The organism is Pseudoalteromonas arctica A 37-1-2, from assembly GCF_000238395.3.
Taxonomy (GTDB): Bacteria; Pseudomonadota; Gammaproteobacteria; order Enterobacterales; family Alteromonadaceae; genus Pseudoalteromonas; species Pseudoalteromonas arctica.
Genome location: NZ_CP011026.1, coordinates 703,609 through 725,786 on the forward strand (window position 1 = coordinate 703,609; position 22,178 = coordinate 725,786).

Consider the following 22,178-nt stretch of genomic DNA (forward strand, 5'->3'; position numbering starts at 1 on the left):
TTACTCCATCATTTTTTCAATTGGCATAACTAAAATAGAGTTAGCGCCTAAGGCTTTTAACTGCTCCATTGTTTCCCAAAATAATGTTTCGCTGCTTACCATGTGCAGTGCTACGTATTCATCGTTACCAGCAAGGGCAAGTAGAGTAGGTTGACCAGAACCAGGTAAAATTTCACAAATTTCATCAAGTTTATTTTTTGGTGCGTGTAGCATGATGTATTTGCTTTCTTTAGCTTGTCTAACACCACGTAGGCGTGGCATAAGCTTATTGATTAGTGCTAGTTTGTCAGCATCTTGAAGATCTTTATTTTGAATTAAACAAGCGTTTGATTCTAAAATTGTTTCGCCTTGAATCAAGCCGTTAGCTTCAAGTGTTGCGCCAGTCGATACTAAATCACAAATTGCATCAGATAAACCCGCACGCGGTGCTACTTCAACAGAGCCCGTAAGCATTACTGTACTTGCGTTAATGCCTTCGCGCTTTAACCACTGAGTTAAAATTTCTGGGTAGGTAGTAGCAATACGTTTGCCTTCAAACCAGCTCTTATCACGAGCGCCAAGCTCTTGTGGCCATGCAAGTGCAAGACGACAGTAACCAAAGTCTAGTTTTGAAAGTTTGGTTACTTCACTTGGAACACCTTGTCGTTCACGTTCTGCTTGAACTTCTACAAGTACGTTTTCGCCAACTATGCCTAAGTCACATACACCGTCCATTACTAAACCCGGAATATCGTCATCGCGCACACGTAGTACGTCAATTGGCATATTAGTTGAGTGTGCAATTAAGCGTTGTTCACGAAGGTTAAGTTTAACACCTAACTGTTTAAGCAGATCTTGACAATCTTTAGATAGGCGGCCGCCTTTTTGGATGGCGATACGTAGACGATTACTGTTGTTCATTATTCATTTTCCTTTAATTTAAAAACTAAAAACCCCGAGGGGAACCTCAGGGCGAAAATGAATCAATGTTATTTGAATCGCCAGAGGTTCCTTTTAGGAATAACCTCTCAGCGAAAGACCTGACAGGTTATTCCGGTGAATGGTGGTGATGATGTACTGTTGTCAGGTTTAAGCGCATTTTTTATCCTATGTAACTGCCCGTTGTTTTGTTAACGTGCAGTTGTTATCTGTTTAAATAAATTTCGCATTCATAAAAACATAAACAGCTATATTATGGCAAGTTTTTTTTAGCTTAATTAAAGCATATGTTATAACTGTCGATAATATTAAGATAATAAGCGCAATTTTCGCCAACAATTGGTTGTTTATCACTCAAACCAAATGGTTAACGAATAAAATGAAAAAATAAGGAAGTACTTATGGATATTATGATCCCTTATTTAGGAAGAATAACTAGACTAGAAGTGGAGTCAAAAAGTGCTTTTCATATTGCGGGTGTGCAAAGTGGATCGGCCGCTGAAAAAGTTGAGCTAGAGAATAAAAAAAGGCGTGAGTTACAAAAAAAGAAAAAGCTCAATATGCTTGACGACCAAAATAGTAAAAAAAAGTCTAACGTAGACGATGACGAAAACCCCCATTTAGATACATGGGCATAGGTTACAGTTACTGTATATTGCTAGAATTATAAAAGGGAAGCCTATAAATAGACTTCCCTTTTTCTGTTGAACTAATTAGTTCTGACTTTTACTTTTTAATATATAAAAGCTAAATATAGCGAACACACATACCTGAGCCACAATACCTTGCCATGTCGACTTAATACCAAGCCATGCTATATCAAAGCTCATTGGTAGCGGCGCAATACCTATTATGTCGGCCTCTTGTAATGCAATAACGGCTTTGCCCATAAGCACAAACGAGAGTGCAAATAATAGGTAAGTGGTAATTGCAAAAAACTTAGCAACCGGTAATTTAATTGAGTACTTAATTAATACCCACGTGATAATAGCCAGTATTGCAATAGCTATCGCAAAACCCGAAGCAATAGATGAATATTGGGCAGGCGAGCTTTGCGTTAATAAAGACTGATAGAACAATACAGTTTCGAATACTTCTCGGTATACGGCTATAAACGAAAGCCCTGCTAAACCCCATAATGTACCCGACTCAAGACGCTTATCTATATTGTCTTTGATGTATTTTTGCCATTGCTGCGCACTGGTTTTACTGTGCATCCATACGCCAACATAAAGTAAAATTACAGCGGCAAACAATGCACCAGCACCTTCCATAACTTCGCGACTTGCACCACTTATTTCTATTAATGTTTGCGCCGCAGCCCACGTTAAACCACCTGCAAGAAGTGCGCTTACCCAACCAATATGTACATATTTAAGTGCGTCTTGGCGTTTAGTTTTAATAAGTACGGTCATAAGGGCAATAATAACGAGGAGTGCTTCTAGGCCTTCGCGTAGTAATATAACTAAACTCGCTGAGAGGAGTGCACCATCAGTTAGTTTGGTTTCGTTTAGCATGCTATCTGCTTTAGCGAGTTGAGCTAGCGCTGCACTTACTTTTTCGCCAACGATGGCTGTATCTTTCTCGTTTTTAAATGTTTGGCGCAGGTTCATCAGTTGTACTTCGATGTTTTTACGCAGTGTTTCGTCGTAGGCATTTAAGTTGTTTTCAACAAGCTCAAAGCCATCTAGGTAAGCGCTAATTGCTAAATCACTTGCTTGTGAGTAATTGCCTTTAGCATGCGCGGCTTGCGCTGCAAGTAACTGCGTGCGAGTAACCGTTATCGGATTCTTTTTACCGGTAAATAGTTGCTCTGGATTACCACGAAGCCATTTAACGTAATGTGCTTGTGTTTCACTTTGACCTGCCGATAATTGTGCAGGGTTTAAGTTTACAATCTGCGAAGCGGTAATGTTTTGCTCTAGATTTTGTGGTTTTTGAACATCTTTAAATGCCAAGCTACCTACATAAAAAGCTAAAGACCAACGTTGTTGTTCATTAAATTGAGTAAAAGCAACCATTGGCGTGTCGTTAATACCGTTACTTACAGCGTCAAATAACCCCATTAATGAGCGGTTAGTTGCGCGTTCTTCATCGGTAAAATTGGTAGGCTCTGGTGATAAGTTTTTTGCAAGCGGGCCGTCGCCTTGACCACTAGGGCCGTGACACATTGAACAGTTAGCAGCAAAAAGCGCTTTGGTTTGCTCAACAGGAAGTAGTGATGCAGGTAACGATAGTTGCGGCATAAAGGTAAGTAGCGACTCGCGAAGCGCTGAGCTTGCTGCACGTACATCGGCAACACTCGCTTTATTGGCAATCGCTGAATGCAGGGCTTTAGCTTGTGCCTTTACTGTATCAAACTCATTTGTTTGGCTTGATAGCTGTCCAGCTTGCTCAATAATAACGTGCGAAAATTCAGTCATTTCTTTATATTCGTCAGGATCAAGTATTTCACCATTCCCAACAGCTGCCACGTAATCAACACCTACATACTCTGCAAGCTGTGCAATTTGTTTTATTTTTGTTTGCTCATTAGGCGAGGCTGAAACACTAAAGCTTGCCATGACCATTATAAAAAGCATAAAAAAACATTGAAATTGTCGTTTGCTCAGAGACACCAAATTTAAAAACACGTGAGAATTATTTATGGACATCGAAAAGCCCTGTAGAGGAAAAGTCAAAATTATAATTGTTTTCATTTGCATTTCAAGCGGATTAATTTAAACAAAGCAGATAAATAAAAAGGATAACAATTTATAGAACTTTAAAGTGTTTTTGTAACACATGAGTAACAGTAACCAAGTGGTTTTTATAATAACTTGGTTACTGAATGTGTTGCAGACAAAGCATTTATTACTTGGCTTGCTCAGCTGACTTAATGCTGCTTTGAATAAGCGGCGAAATAGTTAAGCCTTGTACAATAATAGAAAATATAACCACTACGTAAGTAACAATAACGATTAGGTTATGTAGGTCTGAACCGCCTACAAAAACTTGCTCGCGTGGGATTGCTGCCGCCATTGCCAGAGCAAGGCCACCACGTAGTCCACCCCAGGTCAAAATTTTAACACTGTGTTTATCGTAAGTTCTAAAGCGTTTAAAAATTACAAATGGTGCACCTACACTTATAAAGCGTGCTAGCAGTACAATAGGTACCATTAATAAGCCTAAACCAATTTCTCCAAGCGTGATTGGCATAGTGACTATTAGCATACCTATTATTAAAAACAGTAGAGCATTTAGAAAACTGTCGGTTGCATGCCAAAAATCTTTTACGTAGCGCGTGTCTTCGGGACCCGTACGCTCGGTTGCTTTAGTGCGGGTAATATTACCCATTAATATGCCACTGGTTACCATGGCAAGTGCGCCAGATATTTCCCAAATATTTGCTGCTGCAAAACCTGCTGTTGGGATAGTTAAGGTAATTAATAAGCGAATATTTACATCGCGGCTATTAATAATTAAAAAGTGGCCAACTAATGCAATGACTAAACCAAACGCAATGCCTCCTATTGCATCAACAAAGAATAGCTCTGCTATGTCACCAAATTGTGCATCTGTGCCATAAAAAGCAACAGAAAATATAGTGGTAAATATAACTAAACCAATACCATCGTTAAATAGCGACTCACCTTCTACTTGAACTGAGATGCCTTCTGGCGCTCGCATTTGTTTAATAATAGCAAGTACAGCGATAGGGTCGGTTGGGCTAATAAGCGCGCCAAACAGTAAACAATAAATAAAAGGGACATCAAAACCAAAAACTGAAAATAAATAAAAGCTTAAATAACCCACAATAAATGTGGAAGCAATAGTTGAAAACAATACTAGAGCAGTAATTTCCCACCGCTGCTTACGCAGGGCAAGTAGGTTTATTTCGAGCGCACCCGCATAAAGTAAAAACCCCAACATGCCTTTAAGTAGTAACTCGTTAAAGTCAATACTGGAAACAATTTGGGTCATTGCTAATGCGTTCTGATCGCCTAATAATTTTACTGCAATAATCAGTAATAAAGAAATAACCACAGAGCCGGTAGTAATGGCAATAGTAGTTTGCATTTTGAGGATGTACTGGTTTGCAAAGGCTATAAAAATTGCAATTGCAGAGAGAAAACAAATGAGGTACCAAGCATTCATTGATTAACCTTAACTATTTTTTAAACGACACACAAAAAGGAGGATTATAAACCCGCGTATGTTACTCCTGTAATATTTGAGAGTCACAGTATTTATGCCTAAATATAGCTTTTAATGAGGATTGTTTTTAGTAAGAGTTAATAGGAAATTAGGCTTTGTAAATATTGTCATTATTAAATTAAATGTACGTTATAAATACAGTGTTTGTTGTAAACTTTAGTGGTTAATCACATTATTGAAACGTGTGTTGCATCATAAAATAAAAGTCGATTTTGTAATTACTTGCCCTAAATGCTTTGCTTACGTAAAATCCCGCTATTATTTATTTTAAAGTGATTGCTATTATCAAACAGCTGTTTAGTGCAACCGGGCCTTTGGCGTCATCGTTAGATGGATATACGCCTCGCCAACCACAAATTGATATGGCAGTAGCTGTTGCAGATGCATTAAAAAACAGTTCGCAATTAGTTGTTGAAGCAGGCACGGGCACTGGTAAAACATTTGCATATTTAGCCCCTGCACTTAAATCAAAAGGCCGAACGATAATATCGACTGGTTCTAAAGCCTTACAAGAACAGTTATACCACCGCGATTTACCTCAATTAGTGAAAGCGCTTGGTGCTTCTAAAAAAACCGCCTTATTAAAAGGGCGTGCCAATTACTTATGTACCTACCGACTTAATCAGCATGTTGCGCATGTACCTACTGATGACTCCGACGTAATGCACCAACTAGCGATGGTGGCTAAGTTTGCCAGTGAAACGCAGTCAGGCGATTTAGCCGATTGTATTGGTATAGAAGATGACGCGAAAGTACTGCCTTATGTAAATTCAACAGCCGATAATTGCTTAGGTAAAGAGTGTCCAGATTTTCAAAGCTGTTATATACGCAAAGCACGTTTAACTGCGGCCGATGCCGATGTAGTTGTGATTAATCACCATTTATTTTTTGCCGACATGGCTGTAAAAGAAAGTGGCTTTGCTGAGCTTATGCCAAAAGCTGACGCGTATATATTTGATGAAGCCCACCAGTTAAGCGAAATTGCCAGTGATTATTTTGGTGAGAGTATTAGTACTAAAAAGCTGGTGGATTTAATTAATGATTTACGTGCTATTTATAGAGCCGAAATTCCCGATATGCTGCAGCTAGGTAAAAGCTTAAATAAGCTTGAAACAAGCGTTGCTGATTTACGATTACAGTTTGGTGTTGATGGCAGTCGAGGCGATTGGCGAGAAAAGCTAAGTGATAAACAAATATGCGCGGCGCTTCACCGCGTCATTAGTGATTTAGATTTTGTTTATCAAGTACTTAAACTTTGCCTAGATAGAAGCGACAAAATTGAGCACCCATTTGAACGTGCACTTGCGTTTAAAGGGCAGTTAGAGCGGGTTTTTGATACAGCCCAAACCGGTTTTAGTTACTGGTATGAAACAACGCGCCGTTATTTAACTATTAATATAACGCCATTAAATGTATCAGCTAAATTTGCTCAAATGATGCAAGACACGGGCGCAGGCTTTGTATTTACTTCAGCAACACTTTCGGTCGACAACAAACTAGAGCATTTTAATGCAAGCCTTGGTTTAAAACCAAAACAAAGCATGATGGTAGATAGCCCATTTGATTACCCTAATCAGGCGTTGCTGTGTTTACCGCGTTACTTACCCGAATCACACGCTGATAATATGCCGCATGCGATTGTAAAATTAACACTTGAGCTTATAAAGTCAGCGCAAGGGCGTTGTTTTGTGTTATTTACGAGCTATCGAATGATGCACTTAGTTGCCGAAGGGCTCACTACACAAATAGACTACCCAGTTTATATGCAGGGGCAAATGTCTAAGCGTATTATTTTAGAGAAATTTACCCGCCATGGTAATGCGGTATTACTCGGCACGGCTTCTTTTTGGGAAGGCGTTGATGTACGCGGCAGCACGTTAAGCTGTGTTATTATAGACAAATTGCCATTTGCAGCCCCTGACGATCCATTGCTTCAAGCTAAAATGCAAGATTGCCAAATGCAGGGAAAAGACCCTTTTTCACACATACAATTACCGCAGGCTGTTATTGCGCTAAAACAAGGTGTAGGGCGTTTAATTCGAGATAGTAAAGACAAAGGCGTACTTGTAATATGCGATAATCGCTTAGTTACACGCCAATATGGCCAAGTATTTTTAAAAAGCTTACCGCCGATGCGCCGCACGCGAAGCTTAGAAGATGCCAATACATTTTTAAAACAAATTAATTAGAGTAATAAAATGATCAAAAGTAATATTCTTGCCCTTGATGCTTCAACTGAAGCACTTTCAATTGTTTTACATTTTCAGGGCCAAACGTTTCATCATTTTGAAGAGTGTCCGCAGCAGCACAGCCAAAAAATACTTCCACTTGTGGATGAACTGTTAACTAAAGCAAACTGTAAATTAAAAGACTTAGATGTCATTGGTTTTGGGCAAGGCCCGGGTAGTTTTACTGGTGTGCGTATTAGTGTAGCAATAGCACAAGGTTTAGCGTATTCAACTAATTTGCCGCTTGTAGGTGTGTCTACTTTGGCTATTATGGCGCAACAAGCGTTTGAACAAAACGGTAGTCTTAGTGTTTATCCAAGCATAGATGCACGCATGGGTGAGATATACTTTGCACATTACCAAGCGCAAAATAATCTAATGCTTTTAGTTAACCAAGAGTGCGTTATAAAACCTGGTTTACTAAACAATGACTATATAGCGACCAGTGAGCCATCTGTAGCGGTAGGCACGGGCTTTAAAACCTATCCTGATGCGCTTAATGACTTTGAAAACGTGACAATTAATACTGATATTACATTGCCTGATGCGCGTTATATGTTAGCGCATGTTGAAGCCGCGTTTTTAGCGGGTGACGTTGTAAAAGCGAGTGACGCTCAACCTAAATATGTGCGCGATACGGTAACGTGGAAAAAGCTACCAGGACGTGAGTAATCATATTATTTGCAAATTGGTTGTTTTTAAATCATAATTTTATGCAATATTAAGGTTGGAGACGCGTAATGACGCTGCCTATTGGTTCAGGTTTTTTTACCGGAGATATTCCGGGTAGGGTTAGCCCTACTAAAGTTGTTACTAATAAACCACAGAGTTTATTAGACCAGCCGGCTGCTCAAAAAACGAATACCGATTATGTAAAAAGCAGTGTCGAGGGCGTCGAACTGGCTAATCAACTGTTTAAAAGCAGTGCTAAAAGCAATGAATACAGCCAAACAATTTACGACCAACCGACAGCTCAAGTAAGTAAAGCGATTTCTACTTATACTGAATTTGCCAATTTAGAACGCAGAGCCGAAGTACAAAATTTAATAGGCGTTGATATATACGCTTAAAGCTCATTCAAACGTTTTAGATAAATACAGCGATAAAATTCAATAAAAAGCCCGAACATGTGTTCGGGCTTTTTGTGTTAAAAACGAGGTGAAATTATACCAATTCGCTTAATTAAGTGATCTATTTTGAGGGAAGAAAATCGTGTCGATAACAAGGCAAAAATTTCGTTATTTAGTTGTTCTATATCAGAAAATTTTAACGTAGTTAACGTCAGATTTAACCCCTCAAATTGATTAAGTATTATTGCGGATTGGTATTACTGTTCAATAAAGCCAATTAGCTTATCGGCAATATCAGTATTATTTTGTGAGCCAATAAATTGCTCACTGCCTTTGCCATAGGCAAATACTTGAACGTCTACAGCGGTGTGTCCGCCGGTTGTCCAGCCAGTAAAGCTCGCATCACTAATAATACTTTTAACAGCTAAATTAAGCGCTTTTTCGCCCATTTTTTTAGCTTGCTCAAGTTTGATTTGGTTTTCAGTTGTAAATTCAATATTGGTGTTAGCAGTCCATACTGGTTTTAAGTCTTTAGACTCCATAAGTTTGTCTGTTAACTTACTAGCAGTTGCCTTAACACCCTTAATTACGTCTGTTTCCCATTTAAATTGGCCGTGCGAACCAATAGTTAAACCGCCCGTTGAGTGATCGGCTGTAACTACAAGTATCGTGTCTTTATTTTTATCAACGTACGCTTTTGCTTTTTCGATTGATTTAGCAAAGTCGTCCATTTCAGCCATCGCACAGGCTATATCGTTAGAGTGACCACACCAATCAATTTGGCTTCCCTCAATCATCACAAAAAAGCCTTCTTCGTTCTGGTTATCTAGTAAACCAAGCGCTTTAGATGTTAACTGAGTAAGGCGAGTTGGGTTCATATCAAGTGCAAATGGCAGGCCTTTGCTTGCATACAAACCAATGGCAGGTATTTGTGTGATTTGGCCCAGATTATTAATATCGTCACCGTATTGATAACCTGCCGCTTTAAATTCTTCAACTAAATTACGGTCATCTCGAATAAAATATTTAGTACCGCCACCTAGCATTAAATCAACGGGTAATTTACCAGCAATCTTATTATCAATATAATCGTTAGCAATATCATCGTAGTTGTAACGAGATTCATTGTGAGCTGTAAAGCTAGCAGGTGTTGCATGGTTTATTTGTGACGTTACAACAAGCGCTGTTGTCATACCACGCTCTTTTGCTATTTCAAGCATAGTTTTAACTGGTTTCTTGTCTGTATCTACAGCAACTGCGCCATTATAACTTTTATGACCGCTACTAAGCGCTGTAGCACCCGCAGCACTGTCTGTTACATAAGTATGGTCGTCAGGGTAGGTATGAGCCATGCCTTTTAAAATAGTGTCAAAAACCGTGCCTTCTACTTCTTTTGTTGCAGGGTCATCTTTAAAATAGCGATAAGCCGTGGTGTAAGCCGGACCCATGCCGTCACCAATCATATAAATTACATTTTTAGGTGCTGATTCTGCGTAAGCACCAGAAGCGGTGCATAAAAGTGCCAATAAGCTGATCTGTTTTTTCATGGTTGTACCTTATGAGTGTACCTTATTTAATAGCCGCTGATATTGTATACAGATAGGATGATAAATAAATGAATATCTGAGATATTTATAATTTATACTTTGATTTTATATACATAGAATTGTAGTTAACGCTGTTAGTTCTATTTATTTAAATTATACTAGTTATAAGCTATCTATATATGGTGCTCTCACCTTTTATTTGTTTAAAAGGTACTCAAAATTAATATGTTAAAAAAACTTTGCTTATTACTCCATTTTTAAGTTATTGAAAATATTGAGTTTGGTTTTCTACTCAGTGCTATATTTGATACCAGGAAGATAATTAAATCGTGAATTTGGCACCATTTTCTAAGTTAGTGGTCTGACAACTTGTATGCTATAAATAATGATGCTCTAAATTAATAAAGGACTTACCGTGCAGCCATTTAATATTGAAACCAATAATTTAAATATTCATGGCTTAAAAGTAGGTTTAGGGAACGAAATAGTAATAGCGTTGCATGGGTGGTTAGACAACTGCCATAGCTTTATGCCAATGTTAAACAACGTTAACCCAGAGCACACTTGGTACTGCATTGACTTTGTTGGGCACGGTTTATCGTCTTGGCGAAGTGATGACGCACACTATTATTTTATTGATTATATTGATGATGTGTACCAACTTATAAATGCGCTTGGTGTTAAAAAAATACATTTAGTAGGTCATTCAATGGGGGCTATGGTTGCAGGTCTTTTTGCTAGCTGCTTTAGCGATTATGTAAAGTCTGTTACCTTTATTGAGGGAATTGGTTGTGTTACAACCCCGAGTGAAGGTGTGTGTGAACAGTTAAAAAGTGCAGTACTAAATAGAGCGCGTTTAAAAAATAAAAAGTCGAGAATTTATAAATCGAAAGAACTTATTTATGAAGCACGCGCTCAAACAACCGATTTAAATAGCGAGCTTATTACGCTATTAATGCAGCGAAATATAAAACAGGTTCTAGATGGTTTTGCGCTAACAACAGATCCAAAGCTCAAAAATCACTCAGGTTTTAGGTTTGATGAGGCGCAATGTATTGGTGCAATAAAAGATTTAATTGCACCATGTCAATTAATTTTAGGTAACGAAGGTTATTCGTTTGTAAAACAAAATTTGGCAAAGTATATTAGTTATTACAATAGCTTGAAGGTCATTAATGTAGATGGTGGGCATCATTGCCACATGCAAAGCAGTGAACACTGTTTTGAGCATATTCAAGACTTTATGCTGCAAAATGGTGCATGTTAATTGTAAGTTTGTGTTAAATGTGGGATTATTCCTGCATTAGAGTATTTGCTCAATTGTTAAAGCGCCTTACTTAGATTAAGGTTAATAAAAATATAATTATAAACAGGGGCTAAGAGTGGAAAAAATCTGGCTTAAGCGCTACCCAGAGGGTATGCCTGAAACAATCGATCCTGAGCATTACAACTCGTTACTCGAAGTGTTCGAAAAAAGTTTTAGTGACTACACCGATTTACCTGCATTTACGAATATGGGTAAAACGATGTCTTACGATGAAATAGACACAGCAACAAAAAAAGTTGCTTCCTATATTCAAAATGATTTGGGTCTTAAAAAAGGCGACAAAGTTGCCGTAATGATGCCTAATTTACTACAAACACCAGTCACAATTTTAGGTGTTTTGCGTGCAGGTTGTGTGGTTGTAAATGTTAACCCACTTTACACAGTACGTGAATTAGAGCATCAGCTAAAAGACTCTGACACTACGGCTATTTTCATCCTAGCAAACTTTGCTGACACACTTGAAAAGTCACTTGCTCATACTGATGTTAAGCATATTGTGGTTACGCAAGTAGGCGATATGGTTGGCGGGCTTAAAAAGCATGTAGTTAACTTTGTTGTGAAGCACATTAAAAAAATGGTGCCAAAGTTCAACTTGCCTAACACAATTAAATTTTCAGACGTTTTAGCTGCAGATGAAGCTAAATATACGCGCCCTGAAATGAGCTTGTCTGATCTTGCATTTTTACAGTACACCGGCGGCACAACAGGTGTATCTAAAGGGGCAATGCTGAGCCATGGCAACATGGTTGGTAACCTTGAACAAGTTTCAGGTTGTTTAGACAAAGTGTTAAACCGTGGTGAAGAAGTGGTTGTGACTGCTTTACCGCTTTATCATATATTTGCCTTAACAGCTAACTGCCTAACATTTATGAAGTACGGTGGTTTAAATATATTAATTACAAACCCACGAGATATGCCTGGGTTTGTTAAAGAGCTGGGTCAACACAATTTCACAGCTATTACCGGTGTTAATACATTATTTAATGGTTTATTAAACACACCAGGTTTTGCTGAACTTGATTTTAGTCATTTAAAAATGTCATTAGGCGGCGGTATGGCCGTTCAACGTCCTGTTGCTGAAAAATGGCAAAAAGTGACTGGCTCAAAATTAATGGAAGGTTATGGCCTTACAGAATGTTCTCCTTTAGTTACTATTAGTCCTTTTGATTTGAAAGCATATAATGGCTCTATTGGTTTACCTGCGCCTAACACTGATATTAAATTGGTTTTAGATAACGGCGAAGAAGCTGCTAAAGGTGAACCTGGCGAGCTTTGTGTTAAAGGCCCGCAAGTAATGGTTGGCTATTACAAACGACCAGATGCAACCGCTGAATGTTTAAAAGATGGCTGGTTTGCTACAGGTGATATTGCGACTTATGATGACGAAGGTTTCTTCTTTATTGTAGATCGTAAAAAAGACATGATCATCGTATCTGGCTTTAATGTTTTCCCTAATGAGATTGAAGAAGTAGTGGCTATGCACGAAGGTGTGCTTGAAGTAGCTGCTATCGGTATTCCTCACGATGTAAGTGGTGAACAAGTTAAAGTTTTTGTTGTGAAAAAAGACCCTTCTTTAACTGAAAAAGATATAATAAGTCACTGTCGTGATAATTTAACTAATTACAAGGTCCCCAAGCTGGTAGAGTTTAGGGATGAGTTACCTAAAACTAACGTAGGTAAGATACTCCGAAGAGCCTTGAAAGATTAGCAACCTATAAAAAAGCCGACATATGTCGGCTTTTTTATTGTAGGAGATTAAGTGCAATACCAATTGATCGAAACCCAAAATCAACTGAACACTTTTGTTGAACAAATAAAAAATAAACCTATTTTAGCTATTGATACTGAGTTTATGCGTCGTCGTACTTTGTATCCAGAAGTTGCACTTATCCAAGTTTTTGATGGTGAGCATTTAGCGCTTATTGACCCATTAGCGGAACTTTCACTATTTGATTTTTGGGAAATACTTAAAGATCCTGCAGTTTTAAAAGTACTGCATTCTCCTTCAGAAGATATTGAAGTTTTTCAAAAGTACGCAGGCTTTGTCCCAGCCCCATTATTTGATACACAATTTGCGTTGCAGCTACTCGGTGAAGGTAACTGTATGGGTTTTGCTCTTATGGTAAAAGAGCTGCAAGGTATTGAAATAGATAAAAGCGAGTCACGCACTAACTGGCTGCAACGCCCGTTAACTAAAAAACAATTAGACTACGCGGCTGCTGATACTTTTTACTTATTACCGTGTTTTGAGCTGATTATCGATCGTATTAATGCCGCTGGCTTCTTTGACATTGTAATAAACGAAAGTGAATTGATTGCCAAAAAACGTGCATTTCAAACACCTGACGAACTTTTATATAAAGATATTAAAAATGCATGGCAACTTAAACCGCACGAACTGGCGGTGTTAAAAGAGCTTGCTGTATGGCGAAGAAATAAAGCTATCAAGAAAAATTTGGCGCTTAATTTTGTGTTAAAAGAACATAACATGACTGAAATTGCCAAACGTGGTCCTTCAAGTTTAAATGCTCTACGTCAAATTCCAGGTGTTGAAGCTATTGAAGTTAATCGCTCTGGTGTCGATATAATAAAGTGTATTGAAGTTGCCAAAGAAGTTCCAGATGCTCAGCACCCTGATGTACTTAAGCGCTTAATTGATTTTCCTACTTATAAAAAAGTAGCAAAAGATATAAAACAAAAAATCACTAAAGTAGCTAAAGAGCACAATATACCAGAAGATGTTATGGCCTCTAAAAAGCAAGTCAATCAACTGATTAGTTGGAATTGGAAGTTAACTAATGAGCAAAAACAGAGTCATATAAAGCCTGATTTATTGAGCTCTTGGCGATACACCTACGTTAAAGACGCTTTAAAAGAATGGGATACTTAAGACTAGATATTTTTTTACTGTGTAATACTTATACCAATCCGCAATAATACTTAATCATTTTGCGGCGCTAAACGTGTCGTTACCTGTGTTAAAAAAATCTCATTTAGAACAACTAAATAGCGATTTTTTTGCCTAGCTATCAACACGTTTTTCCATCCTCAAAATTGATCACTTAATTAAGCGAATTGGTATTATCTATAATTTTTGCGTTACATAGTGAAAAAGTTTTAGTTGAACGAAGGGGATTAAAACGTAGATATTTAGAAAGTTATTGCGAAAATAAAGAGGGCGCTTATAAAGCGCCCTTTCTTCAATTACTTCTTTTCTTCATCAGGTAGTGTAACGTTTAGCTCAAGTACGGCTAAATCGTCTTCGTTCTGATCAAACTGAACCTGAACTGCATCGGTACTTACGTTCACGTATTTACGGATCACATCTAAAATGTCTTGTTTTAATTGTGGTAAGTAATCCGGCGTTCCTCGTTGAGAACGCTCGTGCGCGACAATGATCTGCAATCGCTCTTTTGCTAGTGACGCACTGTTTTTCTTTTCTGAGCGGAAGTAGTCAAGTAAAGACACGTTAACCTCCAAAAATCCGTTTAAATAAGCCTTTTTTCTCAACGTCTAAGAAGCGAAAATCGACGGTTTCACCTAGTAAGCGGTTAATTGCATCAGAATAAGCTTGGCCTGCATCAGATTCTGTATCCAATATAACAGGTTGGCCTGAGTTTGAAGCACTTAATACCGCTTGCGATTCAGGAATAACACCTAATAGTGGGATTGACAGAATATCTTGCACATCTTCTACCGATAGCATTTCACCTTTTTCAACACGACTAGGATTATAGCGTGTTAATAGTAAGTGTTCTTTAATGTTTTCTAGGCCTTCTTCAGCACGTTTTGATTTGCTGTGTAAGATACCTAAAATACGATCCGAATCTCGAACTGACGACACTTCTGGATTTGTTGTCACGATTGCTTCGTCAGCAAAGTACATTGCCATCATAGCGCCAGCTTCGATACCTGCTGGTGAATCACACACAATGTAATCAAAGTCTTCTTTTAATTCGTTTAATACGCGTTCAACACCTTCACGAGTTAATGCGTCTTTATCACGAGTTTGTGAAGCGGGTAGTAAAAATAATTTATCTACACGTTTATCTTTAATAAGCGCCTGGTTAAGGTTTGCCTCACCATTAATTACGTTTACAAAGTCATAAACAACACGGCGTTCACAACCCATAATCAAATCTAAGTTACGTAAACCAATATCAAAGTCGATAATAACTGTTTTATAGCCTTTTAACGCTAAGCCTGTGCCAATTGCAGCACTTGATGTTGTTTTACCAACACCGCCTTTACCTGAGGTAACGACAATTACTTTTGCCATGAGATTTATCCTTTAACCAAAGCTGAAATTTCTAATGATTCGTCTTTTTGTTGTATTTGCACTGCATTTCCCCAATGTTCACCTTGTAGTGAATCACTGATCCAGTAGTTACCATCTATTGAAACCAGCTCGGCCTCAAGTTTTTGGCAAAAAATGTGTGCTTCTTTAAAACCTTTTGCGCCTGCAATAGCGCGACCGCGTAGCGTGCCATAAATATGCACATTTCCATCGGCAATAACTTCAGCACCATGACTAACCGCGCCAAGTACTATCAAATCTCTATCTTTTGCATACACTTGTTGTCCAGAACGAACTGTACCGCTAATAATTTGCGCTGGTAAATGCACTGTTTTTTCTACAATCGACGTATTAGCCTCTTGTTTAACAGGTTCGCTCTTAACGTCTTGTGAATAATTCAAAACAGATAAGCCAGCAGCTTTAGCTTGTGTATGTTGCTCATCTGAGCCATTACATACACCAACAGCGTTAAAGCTCATACGCTCGATTAATGACTTTAAGTGTACAAAATCAAGTGAACTGTTTTTAATTTCAATTAAATTAACAACAATAGGAGCACCCTCAAAAAACTTAGGGGCCTGGGCTATTTTTATATATAGTTGTTCTGCTAAAAGGTTTATATCAGTACTATAAAGATGCAAAACTGATAACGTAAAAAGATTCCCTTTTAACTCAAAAATTTGGTCCGACATACACGCTCAATTGAATTGTCTGATTAGAAATTAATTTTAGATAAACGTAGGCTGAATAGGGCCTTTATTGAAATTTCTAATCTAATTTTTCTAACTTATTATTACTCTCATGTTATAGTGTGCGGCATTGTTAAGCAAGAATTTATAGGGTCATAATGCTCACTGCAGTATATAAAAGTAAGAAAAAAGCGGATACGTTCTTATTTGTTGAAAAAAGAGATGATTTTGACAAAGTTCCGGAACCTTTAATGGCTATGTTTGGTCAACCTCTTTATGTGATGATCATCAACTTAGCAAAACGTGAGCATTTAGGTGGGTCTGATTTAGAAGCAGTAAAAGGTGCACTAAGTGATCAGGGGTATTATTTACAACTTCCTCCACCGGAACAAAATTTGCTAAGTCAGTTACGAAAAGAAAATGGAGTTGATAGTGATTAAAAAACTTATCGTTATATTATGTGGTGTATGTTTAAGCTCATCTGTGATGGCAAAAACACAGGCCGAATTTCAAGATTATTTAGCAAATTTAAAGCAAGAAGCCATCTCAAAAGGCTATGAAGCAAAACTTATTGATGACGCTTTTGCAACAGCAACATATAAAGAAAAAGTGGTTTCGGCTGATAAAAACCAGCCAGAAGTAAAAGAAACCCTTGAAACGTATTTACCAAAACGCGTACCACAGTGGAAAATAGACCGTGCACGCAAGCTTTATGCAGAAAACAAAGATGTACTTGAAAAAGTAGCGAAAGAGTTTGGAGTACAAGCACGCTTTATAGTGGCATTGTGGGGACTTGAAAGTAACTTTGGCGCCATTCAAGGTGGCCATAATGTTATTTCGTCACTTGTTACACTTGCTTTTGATGGACGCCGAGAAGCGCTTTATAAACGCCAACTTTGGGCTGCACTCGACATTTTAAAATCGGGCCATATTACGCTTGATAAATTTAAAGGCTCATGGGCAGGCGCAATGGGGCAAACGCAATTTATGCCAACTTCATTTAATGCTTACGCGGTTGATTACAATAATGATGGCCGTAAAGATATTTGGACCACAAAGGAAGATGCTTTTGCTTCAATTGCTAACTATTTAAAGCAAGAAGGCTGGAACGACTCTCTTACGTGGGGTCGCCAAGTACAGTTACCTGAAAACTTTGATAGTAAATACGTTTTAGTGCGTGGTACAAAAACGCGCAAGCAGTGGCTAGAATATTGGAATGATTCTGAGCGCTCATTAGCTGATTGGCAAGCACTGGGTGTTCGCAAAGCTGATGGCTCTGATTTACCTAATGTGGACGTGCGTGCTGCGCTGGTGATGCCGGATGATATAAATGGCCGTATGTACTTAGCGTACGACAACTACAAAGTATTTATGCATTGGAATCGCTCGTATTACTTTGCTACTAGCGTAGGTTACTTGTCGGATAGAATTGGTTATCCAAAAATCTAATTTTAAAATATACCTATAAATAAAGCCGCAATTGCGGCTTTATTCTTTTTTGAATATTTTATCTTTTAAGTCAATAACTTTACCAATTCCAGAACCTAGCTTCATCAGCTTATTAAGTTGCTCTGGCGTTAAACGTTGCAGCTCTGATGACCATTTAGTGACGGTTTCAAGTAGGTTGTGAATTTCCCCCATTTGTTTTTGTGCATAAAGCTCATCGTCGTTACTGGCTTCATCTAATAAGTTATCGCGTAGTAATGTTAAGGTGGGCTCAATTTCGCGCTTTTTACGTTCTTCAAATACGCGATTTGCCATATCCCAAATATCGCCAGCAGGGGCGTAGTACTCTTTTCGATCGCCAGGAATATGCTGCACTTTAATTAATTGCCACGATTGCAACTCTTTAATACCCATGCTTACATTACCGCGAGAAATACTAAGCGCATCTGCAATCTCATTGGCTGTCATTGGATTTTTAGTAATAATCAGCAAACCACACATTTGCCCAATCGTACGATTGAATCCCCAGCGGCTGCCCATCTCACCACAATGCATTACAAAGGCAAAATTCTTTTCGGATAAACTCATAGCTTAGTAACTTTCAGTAATTTCAGAAAGTAAATGCTAGCACGCTCATTTTGGATAGCAAGTTCTTAGCCATTTTATAAATTGATTTTAACGACTAAAGTATGATTTAGATTAATATTTATACATCTATATTGGGGTATGTTGTACACAACAATACGTAAATAAATCCTTATTTTTAATTTTTTTCACATACGATGGAATGACTATGAAAGCTGCAATTAATAATGAATACAAAGGTAAATTACAAATAACAGATCTGCCAATTCCTGAGGTTGGAATAAACGACGTTTTAGTAAAAATAGCCGCTTGTGGCGTTTGCCACACCGATTTACATGCCTGTCATGGTGATTGGCCGGTAAAGCCAAAAATGCCATTAGTTCCAGGGCATGAAGGAGTTGGTGTTATTGATAAAGTTGGAAGCAACATTAAGCACTTAGAAGTTGGCGATAGAGTGGGTATTCCTTGGCTCTATAGTGCATGTGGGCACTGTGAGTTTTGCCTAGATGGCAAAGAAACACTGTGTTTATCGCAGCATAATACTGGCTATTCTATTGATGGTAGCTATGCAGAATATTGTTTGGCTCACGGTGATTACGTTGTAAAAATACCTGAGGGATTAGGCTTTTCTGAAGCTGCTCCATTATTTTGCGCAGGTGTTACAACCTATAAAGCATTAAAAGTATCTGGTGCTAAACCTGGGCAGTGGGTTGCTATTGTTGGTGTAGGCGGGCTTGGACATTTAGCAGTACAGTACGCTAAAGCAATGGGTTTTAATGTAATAGCTGTTGATACAGGTAAAGAAAAACTCGCGCTTGCTAAAGAGCTTGGCGCAGATATAACACTCGACTTTAAAGAAGTTGTTCCTAGCGAAGCTATTTTTGAACAAGTAGGTGGCGCGCATGGCGTTGTGTGTACTGCGGTATCTAAAGCTGGGTTTGAACAAGCTTATAAGAGTGTACGCCGTGGCGGTAAATGTGTATTAGTGGGATTACCTCCAGAGGATATGCCGCTTCCTATTTTTGATACTGTGCTTAATGGCGTGTCAGTAGTGGGTTCTATTGTTGGTACACGTAAAGATTTGCAAGAATGCTTGGAATTTGCAGCGCAAGGTAAAGTAAAAGCGATTATTGAAGAAAAACGCTTAGAGGACATTAACGAAATTTTTGATGATATGCTCAAAGGTGAAATTAACGGTCGCATAGTGGTTACTATTTAATTTAGATTAAGCATTTATAAAACACAAAAAAGCACGGCTTCTAAATTAGAAAACCGTGCTTTTTAAGTATTTAATTAACCTGAGCTCTGGTTGAGATAGATTTATTATCCAGAGTTCAGGTTAACTAGTTAAAGTGTGTAACTAAAACTTAGTTTTGCATTACGTTCTTCGCCTGGCATACCACCTAAAAACATTGCTTTTGAGTAATATTTTTTGTTAAACAAATTATTTAAGTTTAACTGCATATGCCATTTATCCGTTGTATACGATACCGCTGTATCGTAAGTCGTGTAACTTGGTACGTAACCATCAGGAATCGAGAATGAACTTGAATTAGTACTTCTGTTATCTACAAATGTAATACCACCACTTATATTTACAGCTTCAGGTAAGTTAAACATATCTGCGTAATAAGTTACCCACGTGCTTGCTGTTACGTAAGGCACACCTTTTTGGCGTGTGTCGTAACTGCTGCTATTCGGATTACTTTTGTCACGTGCATCTTGATAAATACCGTTTACGTTTACTTTCCATTTATCATTTAAGTAAGCGTTTAAATCAAGTTCAATACCTGTTGTTTCTTCTTTACCATCATAATAGCTTTCAGGTACATTTGAGCCTGATGTTAAAGCGTCATAAAGCGGATTTGCGTATTCTAAATTAGTACGAGAGCTTTCGAATATAACAACAGAAGCTAGTAGCTGATCATCAAACGCTTTAAATCTAAAACCTAAATCGTTACTCATTGATTCAGAATCTTCTCTGTCTGCTTCATTACCCGCCACAGAGCCTAATACACTATACGCTGTACGGCCTTTTGAATGATTTACAAATACAGATAAATCTTCAGATGGCTGATACGTTGCACCTAGGTTATACGTTAAGCCAGAATCTGATGTACTCGCTTCAGGTGTTGGCTCTGCGCGGCTTGAGCTATAGCGCTCATCTACACCAAAGTGCTCGTAAGTTTGCTCAATTCGGTTATATGCTACACCAATACGCGTTGTAAGCTCTTCAGTAAGATAACCAACATGTTGAATGCCTAAGCCCCATGCTTGTACTTTTTTATTGTAGTCGCTGGTTTTAAGTGGATCGAAGTCATCAAAGTTGCCAGATGGCCAATTTGGTTCTCTTATATCGTAAATATACGGCAATGAACCTTGGTACGTTACATCACCAGCATCGTTTGTGAGTACGTAATCTTGATCCCATATTGAGAATTGTTTAAAACGAATATCTCTATCTTCGTAGTTTGCGTTAACAAGCAATTCGTTATCTACGTCGCCTAACATAAAGTCATAACGTAAATCTAAAAAGTACTGCCATGATTTTTCATCTGCTTCTACTTGGCGGTATTCTTGGCGGCGTGCTGCATACGGGTAAAGTACACCGTCTTCAACTAACGGAGCACGTGGGTCATTATTTATAATTCCATCACGAGTAGAGTAAACGTAGTTATAAGCACCTGTTTGGCGTGCAAAACTTGATGTGTAGTTACGGTACTGTAGCTGCTGGTTTAAAAACAAATCGTCAGTAATGTAATAGTTATGCGTTAATTTAAAACGCAGTTCTTCACCTTCGTTAGCATCAGCCATTGGTGAAATAATACCATTTGTGCCAAAGCTATAAGGTGTTAATCCATCAGATGAAGATAGCGAATTAGCAAGTTGGTCGCGTTGTGCATCACTTAACTGTACGCCGCTTCCTGTCGGATCGTTTACTAAATCGGCACCGGTTACTTCACCCGCGCTTAAACCATTTGCAGTTTCTGCATTGTAAATACGAATAGGGTGACCAATAGAATCAACCGCTATTTCATCTTTTATATATGCTGCAGAAAGCATGATGTTTTGTCTGTCGTTTAGCACGTATTTAAGCGAGGTATAAATTTCGTCGCGATCTTCTTTTAAATCGCGAAAGCCGTCACTTGACGCTGTTTTAGCCATTACACGATAAGCTAAATCATCTGTTATAGCGTTAGTGCTATCAAACGATAATGAATAGCTATCCCACTGGCCAAGCTCAGCCGATACTTTGTGTTTCTCTTCAAACTCTGGCTTTTTCTCTATTAGGTTAATTACGCCACCCGCACTACCAATGCCATATAAACCTGTTGCTGGGCCTTTTAAAACCTCAACAGATTCAACATTTGTAAGTGAACGAGTTGGGTTAAATGTATTACCCAGGCCTGCACCACCATACATACCATCGTAGGTGTAGTTTGCATCTAAACCACGAATTACTAAGTTATCACCAATACCGTAGTTATTACCTGCTTGTGTTAAACCACTTACGTTTCTAACTAAATCTTGTAGGCTATCTACACCTTGAGATTCAATAAGTTCACGGTCAATAATTACAACCGGTGCAGGTGTTTCCATTAAAGACATGTCTGATTTAGTAGCAAGACCTGAGCTCATCACCACGCGGTTTTGTTTTTCGTATACGCTGATGCGTTCAATATCAGCATCAACTTGTGTATTTTGGGCAAATGCCATATTTGCATTTAAACAAGCAAGAGTAATAAGAGAGTACTTAAACGTTTTCATAGAGTGATAACTATTCGCGTTATTGAATTTGCGCGAATGATAATGGTTATTGTTTTTAAAGTGAATAGAAAGTTCATTTTATTTGATTAAATAAAACTTTTCGAAT

Annotated in this window: 19 protein-coding genes; 10 read left to right on the forward strand and 9 right to left on the reverse strand. The window is 38.2% G+C overall.

Annotation, left to right across the window (positions count from 1 at the left end; translation table 11 throughout):
- The gene (hisG, locus tag PARC_RS20675; RefSeq protein ID WP_007580644.1) at positions 1-900 is read right to left on the reverse strand and encodes an ATP phosphoribosyltransferase; all 900 of its coding nucleotides are present in this window, start codon (positions 898-900) and stop codon (positions 1-3) included.
- A 419-nt stretch (positions 901-1,319) separates the two neighbouring features.
- Here hisG and PARC_RS20680 point away from each other — a divergent pair, with 419 nt between their 5' ends.
- On the forward strand, positions 1,320-1,556 hold the full coding sequence (locus tag PARC_RS20680; RefSeq protein ID WP_002960256.1) for a hypothetical protein: 237 nt from the start codon (positions 1,320-1,322) through the stop codon (positions 1,554-1,556).
- Positions 1,557-1,631: 75 nt separating this feature from the next.
- Here PARC_RS20680 and PARC_RS20685 read toward each other — a convergent pair whose 3' ends face one another.
- Both PARC_RS20685 and PARC_RS20690 read right to left on the reverse strand, forming a co-directional pair.
- Positions 1,632-3,488, reverse strand: a complete 1,857-nt coding sequence (locus PARC_RS20685; RefSeq protein WP_021032002.1) for a cytochrome c/FTR1 family iron permease — start codon at positions 3,486-3,488, stop codon at positions 1,632-1,634.
- Between the two features lie 283 nt (positions 3,489-3,771).
- Positions 3,772-5,055, reverse strand: coding sequence for a cation:proton antiporter (locus PARC_RS20690; RefSeq protein WP_010552946.1), 1,284 nt, complete (start codon positions 5,053-5,055; stop codon positions 3,772-3,774).
- A gap of 332 nt (positions 5,056-5,387) precedes the next feature.
- Between PARC_RS20690 and yoaA the strand changes: the two genes are divergently transcribed.
- The 3 genes from yoaA (at position 5,388) to PARC_RS20705 (ending at position 8,413) form a co-directional block, all read left to right on the forward strand.
- On the forward strand, positions 5,388-7,304 hold the full coding sequence (yoaA, locus tag PARC_RS20695) for a DNA repair helicase YoaA (protein WP_010552945.1): 1,917 nt from the start codon (positions 5,388-5,390) through the stop codon (positions 7,302-7,304).
- A 9-nt stretch (positions 7,305-7,313) separates the two neighbouring features.
- Positions 7,314-8,015 (forward strand): tRNA (adenosine(37)-N6)-threonylcarbamoyltransferase complex dimerization subunit type 1 TsaB, encoded by a 702-nt coding sequence (gene tsaB, locus PARC_RS20700; protein WP_010552944.1) that lies wholly within the window; start codon positions 7,314-7,316, stop codon positions 8,013-8,015.
- Between the two features lie 68 nt (positions 8,016-8,083).
- On the forward strand, positions 8,084-8,413 hold the full coding sequence (locus tag PARC_RS20705; RefSeq protein WP_007580633.1) for a hypothetical protein: 330 nt from the start codon (positions 8,084-8,086) through the stop codon (positions 8,411-8,413).
- Between the two features lie 257 nt (positions 8,414-8,670).
- Here PARC_RS20705 and PARC_RS20710 read toward each other — a convergent pair whose 3' ends face one another.
- Positions 8,671-9,960 (reverse strand): alkaline phosphatase, encoded by a 1,290-nt coding sequence (locus tag PARC_RS20710; protein WP_010552943.1) that lies wholly within the window; start codon positions 9,958-9,960, stop codon positions 8,671-8,673.
- A 415-nt stretch (positions 9,961-10,375) separates the two neighbouring features.
- Between PARC_RS20710 and PARC_RS20715 the strand changes: the two genes are divergently transcribed.
- The 3 genes from PARC_RS20715 (at position 10,376) to rnd (ending at position 14,177) form a co-directional block, all read left to right on the forward strand.
- Positions 10,376-11,227 (forward strand): alpha/beta hydrolase, encoded by an 852-nt coding sequence (locus PARC_RS20715; protein WP_010552942.1) that lies wholly within the window; start codon positions 10,376-10,378, stop codon positions 11,225-11,227.
- A 115-nt stretch (positions 11,228-11,342) separates the two neighbouring features.
- Entirely contained in the window at positions 11,343-12,995 is a 1,653-nt protein-coding gene (fadD, locus tag PARC_RS20720; protein WP_007580629.1) for a long-chain-fatty-acid--CoA ligase FadD, read from the forward strand.
- A gap of 51 nt (positions 12,996-13,046) precedes the next feature.
- Positions 13,047-14,177: a ribonuclease D gene (gene rnd, locus PARC_RS20725; protein WP_010552941.1), complete on the forward strand. Its 1,131-nt coding sequence runs from the start codon at positions 13,047-13,049 to the stop codon at positions 14,175-14,177.
- Between the two features lie 314 nt (positions 14,178-14,491).
- On the opposite strand, the gene minE is transcribed toward rnd, so the two are convergent.
- From minE to minC, 3 genes are read right to left on the reverse strand one after another with little or no spacing between them, the layout of a single operon-like run.
- Complete coding sequence (gene minE, locus PARC_RS20730) at positions 14,492-14,755, reverse strand: cell division topological specificity factor MinE (RefSeq protein WP_004334706.1); 264 nt, start codon at positions 14,753-14,755, stop codon at positions 14,492-14,494.
- Between the two features lies 1 nt (position 14,756).
- Complete coding sequence (gene minD, locus PARC_RS20735) at positions 14,757-15,566, reverse strand: septum site-determining protein MinD (RefSeq protein WP_007583272.1); 810 nt, start codon at positions 15,564-15,566, stop codon at positions 14,757-14,759.
- Positions 15,567-15,571: 5 nt separating this feature from the next.
- The gene (gene minC, locus PARC_RS20740) at positions 15,572-16,276 is read right to left on the reverse strand and encodes a septum site-determining protein MinC (RefSeq protein ID WP_007583271.1); all 705 of its coding nucleotides are present in this window, start codon (positions 16,274-16,276) and stop codon (positions 15,572-15,574) included.
- Between the two features lie 155 nt (positions 16,277-16,431).
- On the opposite strand from minC, the gene PARC_RS20745 reads away from it, so the two are divergent.
- Positions 16,432-16,713: a YcgL domain-containing protein gene (locus tag PARC_RS20745; RefSeq protein ID WP_007583270.1), complete on the forward strand. Its 282-nt coding sequence runs from the start codon at positions 16,432-16,434 to the stop codon at positions 16,711-16,713.
- Entirely contained in the window at positions 16,706-17,722 is a 1,017-nt protein-coding gene (locus PARC_RS20750; protein WP_007583269.1) for a lytic murein transglycosylase, read from the forward strand. The genes PARC_RS20745 and PARC_RS20750 overlap by 8 nt, the downstream gene beginning before the upstream one ends.
- Positions 17,723-17,761: 39 nt before the next feature.
- Here PARC_RS20750 and PARC_RS20755 read toward each other — a convergent pair whose 3' ends face one another.
- Positions 17,762-18,307, reverse strand: coding sequence for a GbsR/MarR family transcriptional regulator (locus PARC_RS20755; RefSeq protein WP_010552940.1), 546 nt, complete (start codon positions 18,305-18,307; stop codon positions 17,762-17,764).
- A 205-nt stretch (positions 18,308-18,512) separates the two neighbouring features.
- Between PARC_RS20755 and adhP the strand changes: the two genes are divergently transcribed.
- A complete protein-coding gene (adhP, locus tag PARC_RS20760; RefSeq protein WP_007583268.1) occupies positions 18,513-19,523 on the forward strand; it encodes an alcohol dehydrogenase AdhP in 1,011 nt (336 codons plus the stop codon).
- Between the two features lie 128 nt (positions 19,524-19,651).
- Here adhP and PARC_RS20765 read toward each other — a convergent pair whose 3' ends face one another.
- Complete coding sequence (locus PARC_RS20765; RefSeq protein ID WP_010552939.1) at positions 19,652-22,072, reverse strand: TonB-dependent receptor; 2,421 nt, start codon at positions 22,070-22,072, stop codon at positions 19,652-19,654.
- Positions 22,073-22,178: the final 106 nt, after the last annotated feature.